14 protein-coding genes are annotated in these 15,197 nt (G+C 54.6%); 12 read left to right on the forward strand and 2 right to left on the reverse strand.

Annotated features, from left to right (window positions below; translation table 11 throughout):
- The first annotated feature begins 20 nt into the window (after positions 1-20).
- The 10 genes from AC58P5_RS17655 (at position 21) to AC58P5_RS17700 (ending at position 11,295) form a co-directional block, all read left to right on the forward strand.
- Positions 21-1,421 (forward strand): STM4012 family radical SAM protein, encoded by a 1,401-nt coding sequence (locus tag AC58P5_RS17655; RefSeq protein WP_497388725.1) that lies wholly within the window; start codon positions 21-23, stop codon positions 1,419-1,421.
- The gene (locus AC58P5_RS17660; protein ID WP_497388727.1) at positions 1,418-2,332 is read left to right on the forward strand and encodes an STM4011 family radical SAM protein; all 915 of its coding nucleotides are present in this window, start codon (positions 1,418-1,420) and stop codon (positions 2,330-2,332) included. Before AC58P5_RS17655 ends, AC58P5_RS17660 begins: the two co-directional genes overlap by 4 nt.
- Entirely contained in the window at positions 2,325-2,849 is a 525-nt protein-coding gene (cysC, locus tag AC58P5_RS17665) for an adenylyl-sulfate kinase (protein ID WP_497389107.1), read from the forward strand. Before AC58P5_RS17660 ends, cysC begins: the two co-directional genes overlap by 8 nt.
- 91 nt (positions 2,850-2,940) lie before the next feature.
- A complete protein-coding gene (locus AC58P5_RS17670; protein ID WP_497388729.1) occupies positions 2,941-3,378 on the forward strand; it encodes a GNAT family N-acetyltransferase in 438 nt (145 codons plus the stop codon).
- 320 nt (positions 3,379-3,698) lie between these two features.
- Entirely contained in the window at positions 3,699-5,984 is a 2,286-nt protein-coding gene (locus tag AC58P5_RS17675; RefSeq protein ID WP_497388731.1) for a helix-turn-helix domain-containing protein, read from the forward strand.
- Between the two features lie 186 nt (positions 5,985-6,170).
- Positions 6,171-7,091 (forward strand): ABC transporter permease, encoded by a 921-nt coding sequence (locus tag AC58P5_RS17680; protein ID WP_497388733.1) that lies wholly within the window; start codon positions 6,171-6,173, stop codon positions 7,089-7,091.
- 13 nt (positions 7,092-7,104) lie between these two features.
- The gene (locus tag AC58P5_RS17685; protein WP_497388735.1) at positions 7,105-7,965 is read left to right on the forward strand and encodes a carbohydrate ABC transporter permease; all 861 of its coding nucleotides are present in this window, start codon (positions 7,105-7,107) and stop codon (positions 7,963-7,965) included.
- Positions 7,966-8,240: 275 nt separating this feature from the next.
- Positions 8,241-9,803 carry an extracellular solute-binding protein gene (locus AC58P5_RS17690; protein ID WP_497388737.1) on the forward strand — a complete coding sequence of 521 codons (1,563 nt, stop codon included), beginning with the start codon at positions 8,241-8,243 and terminating at the stop codon, positions 9,801-9,803.
- A 49-nt stretch (positions 9,804-9,852) separates the two neighbouring features.
- Positions 9,853-10,917 (forward strand): amidohydrolase family protein, encoded by a 1,065-nt coding sequence (locus AC58P5_RS17695; protein ID WP_497388739.1) that lies wholly within the window; start codon positions 9,853-9,855, stop codon positions 10,915-10,917.
- A gap of 18 nt (positions 10,918-10,935) precedes the next feature.
- Positions 10,936-11,295 (forward strand): Rieske (2Fe-2S) protein, encoded by a 360-nt coding sequence (locus tag AC58P5_RS17700; RefSeq protein WP_497388741.1) that lies wholly within the window; start codon positions 10,936-10,938, stop codon positions 11,293-11,295.
- A 259-nt stretch (positions 11,296-11,554) separates the two neighbouring features.
- On the opposite strand, the gene AC58P5_RS17705 is transcribed toward AC58P5_RS17700, so the two are convergent.
- Positions 11,555-11,737: a hypothetical protein gene (locus tag AC58P5_RS17705; protein WP_497388743.1), complete on the reverse strand. Its 183-nt coding sequence runs from the start codon at positions 11,735-11,737 to the stop codon at positions 11,555-11,557.
- Positions 11,738-12,176: 439 nt separating this feature from the next.
- Between AC58P5_RS17705 and AC58P5_RS17710 the strand changes: the two genes are divergently transcribed.
- Positions 12,177-12,626, forward strand: a complete 450-nt coding sequence (locus tag AC58P5_RS17710) for a DUF6376 family protein (protein WP_497388745.1) — start codon at positions 12,177-12,179, stop codon at positions 12,624-12,626.
- A gap of 132 nt (positions 12,627-12,758) precedes the next feature.
- Here AC58P5_RS17710 and AC58P5_RS17715 read toward each other — a convergent pair whose 3' ends face one another.
- On the reverse strand, positions 12,759-13,541 hold the full coding sequence (locus AC58P5_RS17715) for a helix-turn-helix domain-containing protein (protein WP_497388747.1): 783 nt from the start codon (positions 13,539-13,541) through the stop codon (positions 12,759-12,761).
- A 113-nt stretch (positions 13,542-13,654) separates the two neighbouring features.
- Between AC58P5_RS17715 and pyk the strand changes: the two genes are divergently transcribed.
- On the forward strand, positions 13,655-15,070 hold the full coding sequence (gene pyk / locus AC58P5_RS17720; RefSeq protein WP_497388749.1) for a pyruvate kinase: 1,416 nt from the start codon (positions 13,655-13,657) through the stop codon (positions 15,068-15,070).
- Positions 15,071-15,197 lie beyond the last annotated feature (127 nt).

Here is a 15,197-nt window from a genome sequence, read left to right on the forward strand (position 1 = left end):
GAAAAGGAAGTGAACGGCCGATGTCCTCTTCTCAACTGAGGAACCAACCGGTGCCGGCAGCTGAAGAAATGTCCGTTTCCGCTTGGGAAGAAACGCTTCGTTCCGCACCTTACCGCTCGTATTTGTATTCCTATCCGCATAAGACGGCTTATCGCGAGCTGGAGAGAAAAATCCCACTGGAGGAGCTGTGGACGGACGAACCGGCGGACACCTTCTTCTTGTATATGCATATCCCGTTCTGCGGGGCGCGCTGCGGCTTCTGCAATTTGTTTACGCTGCCGGACAAACGTACCGGCGCCCACGAGCAGTATGTGGATGCGCTGGAGCGGCAGGCCCGCCAGTGGGCTCCCCATGTCGCGCATAAGAAATTCGCGCGTTTTGCCGTCGGAGGAGGAACCCCTACGCTTTTGGAACCGGCGCTGCTCGACCGTGTTTTCCGGATCGCGGAGGACGTTATGGGGCTGGACAGCGGAGAAGCTTCCATCTCGGTCGAAACTTCGCCGGAGACGGTCACCGCGGAGCGCCTGGATATTTTGCAGGCGCACAGAGTGGACCGGGTGAGCATGGGCATCCAGAGCTTTGTGGAAGCGGAGGCGGCGGCCATTTATCGCCCGCAAATGCCGCTGGTGGTCGAGAAGGCGCTGGAGCAGTTGAAGCGGGTCAAGTTCCCGATCCTCAATCTCGACCTGATTTACGGACTGCCGGGCCAGACCGTGGACACCTGGCTTTACTCCCTGGAGCGGGCGCTTGCCTACGAGCCGGAGGAAATCTTTATATACCCGCTGTACACGCGCGAGCATACGATCGTCAAGCCCGAAGAGATCCGGCAGCGGGGCACGGATATCCGCATGGCCTGCTACACGGCGGCGCGCGACCGTCTCCTGGCCGCAGGGTATACGCAGTATTCGATGAGGAGGTTCGCCAGAGAGAACGCTTCCTCGCCCAAAACGCTTCTGCCGTACGGCTGTCAGGAAGAAGGCATGGTCGGTCTCGGCTGCGGGGCCCGCTCGTACACGCACAGCGTCCACTACGCGACCCGCTATGCGGTCAGCCGCAGCGCGACGGCCGGCATTATCGCCGATTATGTCGCTGCGGAGCGTCATGACCTCGTCGACTACGGCTTTGTCCTGAACGAAGCGGAACAGAAGCGGCGCTTCATTCTGAAGGCGCTCCTCCACCGGGAAGGGCTGGAACTCGCGTCCTACGCCCGCCGGTTCGGCACGGAAGCGCTGGAGGACCACCCGGAGCTGAACCGGCTGACGGAGACCGGTCTGGCCGAGCGGGTTCCCCAGACCGGAACGGGCGGAGGGGACGGTTGTTTCCGGCTGACGGACGACGGGCTCGCCCTCTCCGATTCTATCGGAGACTGGTTCATCTCCACGGAGACCCGCGCCCTGATGGAAGGATACACCTTCGCATGAAGGCGACGCTGTATTACCGGGGGAGCCTGTCGTCGTGCAATTACGACTGCCCGTACTGTCCGTTCAGCAAGAACAAGGACAGCGCCGCAACGCTGGCGAAGGACCGGCAGCAGGTCGAAACCTTTACGGGCTGGGCGGAAAGCCAGGGAGCCGAAGGCCACCGCCTGTCCGTTTTCTTCAATCCCTACGGGGAAGGGCTGACTCACCGCTGGTATAAGGAGGCCATGGTCCGGCTCTCGCACATGGAACACGTGGATAAAGTTGCGATCCAGACGAATTTGTCCGCCGGCCTCGCATGGACCGGGGAACTGGACCCGAGGAAGACTGCCTTCTGGGTCTCATATCACCCCGGACAGACGACGGAAGAGAAATTTCTGGAGCAGGTTCTGCAGCTGTATAACCGGGGAATACCGTTCAGTGTCGGATCGGTGGGCGTCAGAAGCGCTTTCGGCCGGTTGGAGTCGCTCCGCCGTTCGCTGCCTTCCGACGTGTATATGTGGGTGAATGCCTTCAAGGACAAGCGGGATTATTATTCGGAAGAAGATAAGGCTTTCCTGAGAAGCCTCGACCCGCTTTTCGATCTCAACGCCGAGGATTACGAGAGCAGAGGGCGGGCGTGCGGCACGGGTCTCGACGTTTTCTACGTGCAGGGGCCCGGCATAGTGAAGCGCTGCTACAAAGACCGGCGGGTCATCGGCCATTTGTACCGGGACGGCCTGGACGCGCTTTCGCAGCCGCGCCCGTGCCGGATGGACTGCTGCGACTGCTATATCGGCTACATTCATATGCCGGAACTGCAGCTTCGCAAACGATACGGCGGCGGGCTGCTCGAACGCATCGCAGGGGCCGGTTCGCGGCAAATACCATACGTTTACGAAGAAGGAGCGGACAACTGTGACGCACATGCTTAATACAACGGTATCGGCCGGCCTTGCCTACTGGCTGACGGGACTTTCCGGGTCGGGCAAGACCACGACGGCGAGAGCCCTCGCTGCGGAGCTTGCGGCCCGGGGGCACGCCGTCGAGTGTCTCGACGGGGACGAGCTTCGGCAGCAGGTCGGCAGGGGCCTGGGCTTCAGCCGGGAAGACCGGATGGAGAATGTCCGGAGGGCCGTCTACATAAGCGGCCTGCTTAACCGCAACGGCGTTACGACCGTAGTCAGCCTGATCAGCCCGTACCGCGAAATGCGGACGTACGCCAGAGCGAACCTGCCGCGTTTTATCGAAGTGTTCGTCGATTGTCCTCTCGAGGAATGCGAGCGCAGGGATGTGAAAGGGCTGTACGCGAAGGCGCGAGCAGGCGAGATCCCGGCTTTTACCGGCATCAGTGACCCGTACGAAGCTCCGGAAAACCCGGAGCTGGTTATCCGTACGAACGGGGGCACGCTGGAGCATAATGTGCAGAAGCTGCTCGATTTTTACGGGTGAAAGAAGGAACCTGTCCTGCGGGGTCGTATGTTATACCGTACGGAAGAGTAGAAGCCGGGCAAATGGGAATGCAAAGGAGGCAGATAACGACGTGGAAATCCGCAAACCGATTCCGGAGGAAATTCAGCAGATCCGGAGGCTTTCGCCGCAGGCTCTGTCGGAGGGAACGCTCGGCAATGCCGAGCCGAACCGGGACAAAGTGAGGCAACTCGTAAATCCCCTTCTGAAAAAAGGCTGCTATTACCTGATCGCAGCGGAAGAGAAGCGGCTGGCCGGATGGGTTCTGATCGGGGAGAGCAAAGATTCGTTTACCGACCGGACGATCGGGTTTGTGTACGAGCTCTATGTGCTTGAGCCGTTCAGAGGACGCGGTATCTCCAGGCAGCTTATGCAGGAAGCGGTGGAGCAGCTTAAAAGCCAAGGATACCCTGAAGTAAGGCTCAGTGTATACGCCGGAAATCACGCGCTTCATCTGTATGAGTCGCTGGGTTTCGCTCCGAGAACGATTACGATGACCCTTCCTTTATGACATGCCGATTGTCGCAGCAGGAAAACGAAGAGCCTGCCGGCCTGAATAAAAGTCTATTTCCCCTTGAGGAAATAGGCTTTTTTAAATGGGTCAGAAAATAATATTTCAAAATTCACAAAATTGTAGAATTATTATTTCACCCCCACTATAATACAACTAAGGGTGGCGTGAGAGCGCTCTCATTCCATAGTGCCGGGGGTCTGTTTCTTTTTTTGACCGAGCCGGTGATGCTAGTTCTTCGTCCCGCGATTCCTTTTGTCCCCGTTTTCTTTCCTGCATTGCTTTCTTTCAACCTTCCGTGAAAAGGTGGTAGGCAGATAATGATTCCGATCCCGAAACCGAGTTCTTTCCGCATTGCCCTGTTCTGGCGTCATTTCGCCAACTATTTCGTCATTATTCTGATTCCCGTTATTGTTGCCTGCACGCTGGCTCATTTCCTCGTCGTCTCTCTGATCGAGAAGGATGCGCAGAAATTAAACCGCGTCATTATGAGCCGTTTCTCCGAACAGACGGACACCGCTTTTAATTCCCTGAAAACGAACATGATTAACATGCTCAGTACTTCCAACATCCGCAGCCTGATTAAAGAAGCCGGCGATCTATCCGGCGAGAACCCCCAACGTATGGAGCTGATCCACTCTCTGCGGGAGCAGCTGATCAAGCTGCAATCGGATGAGCTGGTGACCAAGGCATACCTGGTGTTCGTTCGTCATGACCTTGTCATTGATGTGGATACGTATACGGATAAATCGTACTATTTTGATTTCCGTTATCCGATGGGTGCGGAGGAGAAGGCGGCCTATCTGGCACGGTTTACAAACAAGAAAATGATGGAGTTCACGGAACCGAAGCCGGATGGCTCCACCTTGTCGGCCTTGATGAGCTATCCGTTCAATACGAATGTTCCCGACGTGTACCTGGTGGTAGATGTAAACAGGGACAAATTGCAGCATTTGATCGACATCCGGGAAAACTGGGTGGCCGGTACCGCGATTCTCGGAAGCAGAGGAGAAATCATCAGCTCGAACGGGGTTGTATCGGACGGAATCAGCCGGCTTCCGGTGCCCCTGGCGGCTGCCTCGGAAGACTCCAAATTTATGATCACGGAGGACAAAGCGATTTCGCTGGTCAAATCGGGTTTTGACGAATCTTCCTACTATTTGAGTCTCGTCGATTTGCCGACGCTTATGAAACCCGCCCATCTTACGCGGCTCATCAGCTGGATTTTTCTCGGTTTTTTCATTGTGGTGGGGAGCTTCGTCTCGTATTATTTGAGCCGCCGCATGTACCGGCCCATCCTGGAGATCAAAGAGGGCCTGAAATCGCACGGATCGGCCCAGGCGCTGCAAATGCGAAGCGACGGGAACGATTACGATGTGATTAAACGGTTTTCGCAGCTGATCATTTCGGAAAACAAACAGCTTACCCAGCGGGTGGCGGGCATGTTTCCGATCGTGCAGGAGCATTTTGTGACCAAAATTTTGCTGGGCGAATACAGGGACGCTCTCTCCATCGAGACGTACGCCAGGGAAATCGGGTTTACCTATACGAAAAAAGCGGCACGGACCGTCCTCGGCATAGCGCTGCACTACGATCCGCACGTGTACGGCCAGCTTACGGAAACCTCCAAATCGTTCCTGATGGCGGAGCTGAAAGAGCGCATTCTCCAGCTTCTTCCCTCCACAATCTGGCTGTGCGGAACCAAGCCCGATTTGCTCGTCTGCGTCATTCAGAAGGACCCCTTCCTCAGCCTGAGTCCGGAGGAGGACGCGAACCTGATCCGGGCGGCTTTGCAGTTGTACGGCGGCTACTTCAAAGCGACGATCGGCATCGGCAGGACGGTATACGGCATCGAGGAGCTTCACCTGTCCTACGAGCAAGCCGTATCGGTTCTGCAGCGCCGGGGACTGAGCGCGGGCGTCGAGATTTGCAGCGGACAGAGCGCGCCGGATTCGCCCCAGTGCGATACATTCCTGAGCGTGCAGGAGGTGGGCCGCATTCTGAACCGCTACAAAACGCGCGACTACGACAAGCTGCTGCAGTCGGCCTATGAAATGGTGGAAGAAGCCGTGCGCAAAAACGCTACGGCCGTTCAGATCAAATATTTGTGCACGGACCTTTTAAATACGTGGGTACGTGCGGTGGAAACCGACCGCAAAGACTTCAACGTGCCTTTTTATGCGGGACTGTTCGATAAGGTGAACGCCTGTATGACGCTGGAGGAAGTGAAGCGCTGCTTCCGGGAGTTTCACGGGCTGTTGTTCCAAACGGCTCAACCGGATGAGCGGGCCTGCAAATTCAACGAAATTCTGACGTATATTCACGAGCATTACGATGAAGAATTGTCGATCGAACAGTTTGCGGGATCGATGAATATGTCCGTAGGCCATTTCAGCCGGACCTTCAAGGAGGAAGTCGGGGAGAAGTGCGTGGAGTATATCGCCAAATACCGGCTGGTGAAAGCGAAAGAACTGCTCCTTCAAACGGATTTGAAAATGGACGATATCGCCGAAAAAGTCGGTTACTGGGGAAGAAATTCCTTTATCCGCATGTTCCGGAAATACGAAGGCATCACCCCGGCGAAATACCGGACGATCCATCAGTGAAAATGGCAGGACTCCTTATTTTCCGGAGTCTCTTTTTTTTCCTGAACGTACCCGGAAGCCCCGGCCGGCAAGGCATAGAGGAAATGGCACCCGGGCACAAATTTGCACGCTTTACGGGAAGAGGCGGGTTCTCTATAGTTAGGCCATCACCAATTGCAAGCGCTTACTTGAAAGGAGGAAGAGGCCATGGCGAAGAGTGCCCGCTTCTGGTATCTCGTCAGAAAACACAAAGCGCTTTACCTGCTGATGCTTCCGGGGATCTTGTACTATATCATTTTCAAGTACGTGCCCATGTACGGCATCATTATCGCTTTCCAGGATTTCTCCATCGGCCGGGGCATCCTCGAAAGCAAATTCGTAGGGCTGAAGCATTTCATCGAATTCTTCTACGTCACGCCGGATTCCTGGAAGCTGATCCGCAATACGGTCTTGCTCAACGTATACGACCTGCTGTTTCATTTCCCGGCACCGATTGTTCTGGCCATCTTGTTCTACGAACTGCGGAACAAATGGTTTAAAGGGTTTGTCCAGAGCATCAGCTATATGCCCCACTTCCTCTCCACAGTCGTTATCGCGGGCATTCTTGTGACGTTTCTGTCTCCGTCAACCGGAGTCGTCAACCATTTTCTCGTGAAGGTGTTCGGAATGGAGCCTGTCATGTTCCTGGGCATTCCCGAGTGGTTCCGGACGATTTACGTGAGCTCCGAAATCTGGCAGAAGATCGGCTGGGGAACGATTCTGTACCTGGCGGCTATCGCCGGCATTGATCCTACGCTGTATGAAGCGGCCAAAATGGACGGAGCGAACCGGTTCCAGCAGATCCGCCATATTACGCTTGTCGGCATGCTGCCGGTCATGATCGTCCTGTTCGTGCTGACGCTCGGTCATTTTATGGAGACGGGCTTCCAGAAAATTTTGCTCCTCTACAACTCCATGAACTACGAAACGTCGGATGTCATCAATACCTTCGTGTACCGGCGGGGCATTCTCGATTCCGATTTCAGCTTCGCCACGGCCGTCGGCCTGTTCCAGTCTATCATCGGGCTTATCCTGGTCGTAACGGCCAACCGGATCGTCCGCAAATATTCCGAGACGAGTCTGTGGTAGGAGGAGGACAGCGATGAAAATCAAAACCAGCATAGCGTCCAGAGTGTTTGACATCCTCAACATCATTCTGATGCTGCTTCTTGTCATCGTCATGATTTATCCGATGGTGTACGTGTTCTCGGCGTCGATTTCGAATAACGCCCTGGTGGCGAGCGGAGAGGTGCTGCTATTTCCGAAGCAGGTCACGCTGGTCGCCTACGAACGGCTCGTCACCAACCCCGATCTGTGGATCAGCTACTGGAATACGATCCGCTACACCGTTCTTCATGTGGCGCTTACTCTCATCGTGACGGCGGCAATGGCCTATCCTTTATCGAAAAAATGGCTGCCTGGCCGCAGAACCATTCTGCTCCTGGCCGCGTTTACGCTGCTGTTCAGCGGCGGCATGATTCCGACCTTCCTGGTCGTTCAAAAGCTCGGCATGCTGGATACGATCTGGGCCATTGTCCTGCCGTCCCTGATTTCCACGTGGTATCTGTTTATTATGCGGACCTTCTTCGAGGCGCTGCCCGAGGAGCTGGAGGACGCCGCAACGATAGACGGCTGTAGTTCGCTGCAGGTGCTGCTGCGGATCGTCCTGCCGCTTTCCATGCCTGTCATGGCGACAATCGGCTTGTTCACCGCGGTCAACCAGTGGAACGCTTTCTTCGACGCGCTGATCTATCTCAATGACCGAAGCATGTACCCGCTGCAAATTATGCTGCGCAACATTCTCATCGCCGGAACCAGCGTTCAGGGCGAGGGAGATCTGAATCATCTGGAGACGCTCAAATACGCGATGATCATGATCGCTACGCTTCCGATCCTGTGCGTCTATCCGTTTATCCAGAAATATTTCGTACAGGGCAGCATGATCGGCGGCATTAAAGGCTAGACAGCGGGGATAGTTCTGAATTCCCCTTGGAATTCATGGCTATAGAGCAAAATCCGCGATACGCGGGGCTGCGCGATGATCGGGAGTACAGTCCGTCCTGGCCATGCGGCAGCACTTCCGCTTCCGGTATGAGCAGCATAACCCTCATGAGCATCATGACCAGCGTGACATGCGTGATCAGCGTGACAAGCGTGACCAGCACAGTACGACGAGCACAGCAGAACCAGTAAAGCAAGCCAGTAGAGCGGAAGCTACCATTAAGGGGAGGTTCGGAAATGAAAAAAAGACCGTTTGCCGTGATTTTGACAGTCGCTCTGCTTGCCGGAGTCGTTGCGGCGGGATGTTCCAGCAAGGACCAGGGGGCATCACCGGGGGAGGGCGGAGGATCGGACGCCAAGAAACCCGTGAAATTTTCATGGCTGGCGTATGACCGGGTAGAGGGAAAAGTGCGGCAGGACTGGGACATTTTCAAAGAGATCGAGAAAAAGACCGGCGTCAGCATCGATTTCCAGATTGTCAGCCAGGAAGGACTCACCGAGAAAAGACAAATCATGATCGCCACGAACTCCGTCACCGATTTTATCCAGGTGAGCACCCAGGAGGGCAGGGAGCACGGTCCCGACAAAGTGTTTCTGAACTTGAAGGACTACCTGGACAAAGCGCCGAACCTGAAAGCGTTCTACGAGAAATACCCGGAAGCCAAAGCGGTCGCCAGCGGAGCGGACGGCGGCATTTACACGGTGCCCGTAATCGAGGGGGACGCCGAGGGCAAAGGCTTTAACTTCATCTGGTACACCCGCAAAGACTTGATGGATAAGTATGGCCTGAAGCCGCCGGGTACCTTGGATGAATTTTACCAGTTCCTGAAGGCGTATAAGGAGAAAGAACCGAATTCGTATCCGCTCATTCCCAATGCGATCGTTGGCGATACAGGGTTGTATACGGTGTTCGGCCGGGCGTTTACAGGCATCCAGGGCTTCTTCAACATCGACCCGACAACCGATAAATATGCGTTCGCCCCGTATCACAAAGGCTACAAAGATTCGCTCGTTTTCCTGAATAAGCTGTATGCCGAAAAGCTGCTCGATCCCGAGTATTCCCTGCTCACCCAGGCCCAGTGGGAGGAACGCATTCTGAAAGGCAAGTCGCTCGTGACCTACTTCTGGAAAGCGGATCTGGAATCGTTAACGGACAAAGGCCGCAAAGCCGGCACTTCGACCTTCGAGCTCGACGCGATCCCGCAGTTTGCCGCGGACGGCATTAAAAATTACCAGTTCTCCCGCCCCGTAATCGGAGCCGTCGGGCGGGCGATTTCCGCGAAGGTCAAAGACAAGGACCGGGCGGTCCAGTTCCTGGACTATCTCGTCAGCGAGGAAGGCTCGAACTACCTGTCCCTCGGAATCGAGGGCAAAACCTACACGATGGAAAACGGCAAGCCCGTTTATATGAAAGAATTCGGCGCTTCCCCGTTCAATACGCTGCGCAAGGACTGGGGCGTCTGGTACGACCTGATCACTCTGGACAACGCAAAATCCCGCGAGGTTTGGGAACGCGGACTGAGCGACAAGAGCAAGGATATCAACAAGCGGTATGAGCCGTTTATCGTGCCGTCCCCGAAACAGATCGTGAAAACGGAGGAAGAACTGGAGTTGGAAAAATCGAAGCTAAACAACCTCAATAAATTCCTGGAGCAGAAATTAACGGAGTTCGTCACCGGAAAAACACCGATCAACGATACGACTTACCAGCAGTTCCTGGATCAGGTTAAGAAGATGGGAGCGGACGATTTGCTGAACATGTACAATACGGCCTATACCCGGACGTACGGCAAAAAGTAAACCTGGAGCCCGGGTACAAGGGCAGCATCAGTACGAAGGAGGGAAAGTTGTGGCAGCAGCGGAAAAGCTGAAAGTCATCGATACCGACGTTCACAACGAACAGAACGACTCGGCCCTGATTCCCTATTTGCCGGAGCCATGGAAATCCAGGGTCGCGGCAACGGGCATCGGTTATTCGGGCTCCGGTTATTACTCGCCGATAGGCGTCATGAAGAAGGACTCGATTCCGCCGGGAGGAGGCAGAGCCGGCTCCGATCCCGACTTCATGATCAAGCAGCTCATCGAAGGCTACAACGTCGAGTACGCCGTCCTGACGGGCGTCGTCTACAACATCTCGACGACGCACGACCCGGATTACGCGGCGGCCGTCTGCTCCGCCTACAACGACTTCCTTATCGCCGAGTGGCTCGGCAAGCATAAGGCGTTCAAGGGCGCCATGGCGGTATCGACGCTGGACCCGCAGCTCGCCGCCAGGGAGATCGACCGGGTCGGGGATCATCCCGACATCGTCGAAGTGATCATCTCCAGCGCCGCACGCTGGCCGCTGGGGCACCGCTTCTACCACCCGATCTACGAAGCGGCGCAGCGGCACGGCCTGCCCGTCGCCATTCATCCGGGTGCCGAAGGAGGGGGCAGCTCGACCGCGCCTACGGCGGCCGGGTATCCGGCGAGATACATCGAGTGGCATACGTGCCTGTCCCAAATGTTCATGGCCCATTTGGTCAGCCTCGTATGCGAGGGAGTATTCGCCAAGTTCCCCGGCCTGAAGGTTGTGCTTGTCGAGGGCGGCATTGCCTGGCTGCCGCCGCTGATGTGGCGGCTCGACAAGAACTACAAGGCGCTCCGCTCCACGGTTCCGTGGCTGACGAAGATGCCGAGCCAATATGTCGCGGAGCACTGCTTCCTGACGACGCAGCCGATCGAGGAGCCGGACAATCCGCAGCATCTGGTCGACTTGTTCAACATGTTCGACGCGGAGAATATGATTCTCTATTCCAGCGACTATCCGCACTGGGACTTCGATGCGCCGGATATGATCCTGCGCAAGCTGAAGCCGGGAGCCCGGCGCAAAATCTTTTACGAGAATGCGAAAAAGCTGTACAACTTAACGTAAACGGAGGGCCGTTTGATTATGGCGGTACACGATGTGCTGGATGCGGCAGACGTACCCGAAGGCGGGCATGTCCTGGTCGAGGTGGAGGGGCGGGAAATTTGCATTTACCGGATTGGCGGGGAGTTCTACGCGCTTCATAATTACTGCCCGCACCAGGGAGCACCGATGTGTTCGGGTCTTGTCTCCGGAACGAATCTTCCGTCGGACGTCTACGAATACGAGTACAGCCGCAAGGGCGAGATTGTGCGCTGCCCTTGGCACGGCTGGGAATTCGATATCAAAACCGGGAAGTCCTTGTTCAGCGACCGGACCCGGGTTAAGAAATACGAACTGGAAATGAAGGACGGCCGGATTGGTATTGTGCTTGGAACCCGATGAACATAGCCGTCAAAATGGCCAAGAGCTGCGTTGCGCAGCTCTTTTTTTTGTTTAGAACAGGGTAGCGGCCTGTAAGTAGAGACTTCGCATAATGAAACCGACTCCCCGCAAAAACAGTATTACCTTAAACGTACTGCAATAAGCCACTAGCTTGTCTTGAAGTGAACGAGGTGTGAGTGTGAGCGTGTGCGTAAAGTTGCTGTAATTATTTAATGAGAGATGTTGGGTAAAGTTGACTTCACAGCCTTTACAACAGCTATTACCGACGCGCGATTCCTTTTGTTGTTGTGAGGTATGAAATGAAAATGACCAAGGTTGTCATCAAAGCACCTAGCCATCCGATAGTTGGAGCATATTCTACATAGCTCTGACCATATATAGCAAATAACATGAAGATAACGTTAAATACCATAGCTGATAGTACAAATTTTCTATTTTTCATAGCAGTCTCCTTAGATATACGAAGTGATTAGTAGGAGTCCCAATCTTCAATCCAAGCCTTTAAATGTTTGTTAGACAGACAGATTGTTTGTTATACGTCATTAATCCAGTAATGTGTAAACTAAGAGGAGATCCTATCTAAAAAATAAACCAAATATACATTTATTTCAAATTTCAGGGTTAAATTTCTTGTTGTATAGGGGTCGAGGATATCTGCAGCAAGAGTATCGAGAGGGATAAGAGGATTAGCCTATAGGGTTGTGATTGCTAGACATTGCATAGGGTTCTAAGGAATATTTGATATATAGGTTTGAAATTCCAGAAGCAATTGAGAGGGGGGAACGTACACAACTTAAATAAATGTGTAGGGTGTGACCTACATGCAGGTCGGCTGTAACTTCATATACCGTATAAACGGAAACAAAGGAGGCCTTCGATTCATGAAAATCAGACTCAGACTCGTCCTTGCGGTTTTGACCGTTTTGATGCTGTCGGGCTGTTCGCTTTTGGACGGCGTGAGCAGCACCTTAAACTATGGGGAAGAAGCGAAAACGTATCTCCAGGAAGCGGCGGCTTTCGCCGAAACCCTGCCTGCCGCCGCCCAGGAAGCCGTAACCGATCCCCAGGCGGGAGAGAAAGTGAAAAAAGAACTGGAAGCGATGAGAGAGAACATTTCCAGTTTTAACGGTCTGGACGCGCCGGGCTTCGCCGAAGACCTGCATAAGCAGATCGTCGGGTACAACGAAACGATGCTGGGCACGATTAACGGACATCTGGAGCAGCTTAACAGCCAGGTGCTTGATTATAAATCGCTTCTCCAGTCCCCGGTGATTCAGCAGGTCAACGAAATGAAGCAGCTTACCGAGAAGATTCAGAACCTAGGTCAGTAGACCAGGCGGATAATACGGTCTTCTACCAGGAAAAGAAGCGGCCGGAACGATGAATATCCAAGCCCGTGAGGGCTTTTTTTGTTGGAACGATACGGCCGGCAGGCTGTATGGATCACCGCTGCGGCACGCGGGTCAATTCCTCGGTGGCCTTTCTTTCATATAAGAGGAAGGGGTGCGGCCGGTCATTTTTTTAAATATCCGCTGAAAATACGATACATCCTCGTACCCGACAAATTCGGCGATTTCGCCGATCGTCAGCAGTGAATCCATCAGCATATAGACGGCTTTTTTCACTCGTACGGCATGGACATACTCGCTGATGGTTTGCCCGGTTACTTTTTTAAAAAGAGCGGCGGCGTAGTTAGGGCTTTTCGAGATGAATTCGCCGAGCTCGTCTTTCGTCACTTTCTCGCGGTAGTGGTCCCGGATATACTGCTTCATCCGTTCCGCATGTTTTCCCGTTTCGGACGAAACCGCCGCTTGATCCGCTTCACGGCTCAGCAGTGCGAGCATTTCCAGGAGAATGGCTTGTCCGCGGATACGGGCGTACGGCTCGTTCTCCTTCCAGTCGGAGTAGCATTTGCGGGTCCGTTCGAGCAAAAATTCAGCCATGCCGGAGCGGATTTTTACCCATGGTTTACTCAGCAGCGGCAGCTCGTGAACGGTATCCGTAAGATGGAAGCTTGCGACATATTTGTTGTGCAGAAAGGTCGGAATGCTTTTGCCGTAATAGGAAACGCCCTCTTTGATCAGGAGTAAGTCGCCTTTCTCCAGCATAATTTTGTCGTTTTCTATCCAGTACAGGCAGCGGCCGTAGCTCAGCATGATGAACGAAGCGGTCGCACTACCGCCGGGTCCGCTTTCTTCGTACCATTCCGCCAGCCGATCGTGCCGGATATTTGTCAATTTGAGCATAGTTCCCTCTCTATAAAACGTACTATAGTACAATTGCAATACTATAGTTCATTTTCTCCTGAACGGAAACGAATTACAATAGGGACAACCAAAGAAGAGGAAGGACCGATCATATGCGGAAGACGAAAATTGTTTGCACCATGGGGCCTTCATGCCGCTCCGTCGAGGTATTGAAGGAATTGATCGCAGCCGGAATGAACGTGGCGAGAATTAACATGGCTCACGGAGAGCTGGAGGACCACAGCCTGCAGATCAACCGGATACGCCAGGCGGCAAAAGAAATGGGCGCCATCGTACCTGTACTGATGGACATCAAAGGACCGGAAGTACGGATCGGCCTGCTCAAGGAAGCGTCGTGCGAAGTGAAGGCGGGGGATTGCCTCACGCTGACAAGCGAAGAAATCGCGGGAGACAGCAGACGTATTTCGGTCAATTATGCGGAACTGCCGCAAGTGGTGAAGGCCGGGGACAGAATTTTAATCGACGACGGGCTGATCGAGCTAAGCGTCGTTACGGCAGCGGGAACGGAAGTGTCGTGCGAAGTGATCAACGGGGGCGTCATCAAGCCGCGTAAAGGGGTTAACCTGCCGGGGGTGCATACGACGCTGCCCGGTGTCACGGAGCGGGACATCCGCCATATCGAATTCGGCATCCGCGAGAAGATTGAAATTATCGCCATGTCCTTCGTGCGCAAAGCGGAAGACGTGCTCACGGTCCGTCAGCTGCTGGAGGAACAAGGCTGCGGTCATATCCAGATCATTTCCAAGATCGAAAACCAGGAAGGCGTAGACGAGCTGGAAGCCATCGTGGAGGCGTCGGACGGAATCATGGTGGCACGGGGCGACTTGGGGGTTGAAATTCCGGTCGAAGATGTTCCGGTCATCCAGAAGGTCATGATCGAATCCTGCAACCGGGCGGGCAAGCCGGTTATTGTCGCCACCCAGATGCTGGATTCGATGCAGGTCAACCCGCGCCCGACCCGGGCTGAAGTCAGCGACGTCGCGAACGCCGTTCTGCAGGGCTCCGACGCGATCATGCTTTCGGGGGAGACGGCCGCCGGCAAATATCCGGTCGAGTCGGTGCGCATGATGACTACGATCGCCAAGAAAGCCGAGGGACTTTACATGGCGGAGGCGAGCCGCCGGCAAGCGGGCGTTCCCGCTCAGGTCAACGTGACGGAGATTATCAGTCAGGCGGCCGTCAGCGCTTCGGAGGCGATCGGAGCGAAAGCGATTCTGACGCCGACGATGAGCGGGTACACCCCCCGGATGGTGTCCAAGCACAGACCGAAGGCGCCGATCATCGCCATTGCGCCGAGCGACGAGGTTTTGAACAAATTGTGCCTTCTGTGGGGCGTGCTGCCCGTGAGAGGCGAGTTTGTGCAGACCACCGACGACATGTTCCAGGCCGCAGTATCCAGCGGCACCGCGCAGGGGCTGCTGCAAAGCGGCGATTACACCGTCATCACGGCAGGCGTGCCGATCGGCAAAACGGGAACGACGAATCTGATTAAAATCATACAAGTGTAGAAGGAAAAGCCTCCCGGCGACGGGAGGTTTTTTTGCAAACGCGGGCGTCCTACATCCTGCTTTCCATTTATGGTCGTGATAATGACAATTTATCCGTTTTCGCCATGCAACTTTTTCCAAAAAATGG

Source organism: Paenibacillus sp. JT31N7, assembly GCF_059692095.1.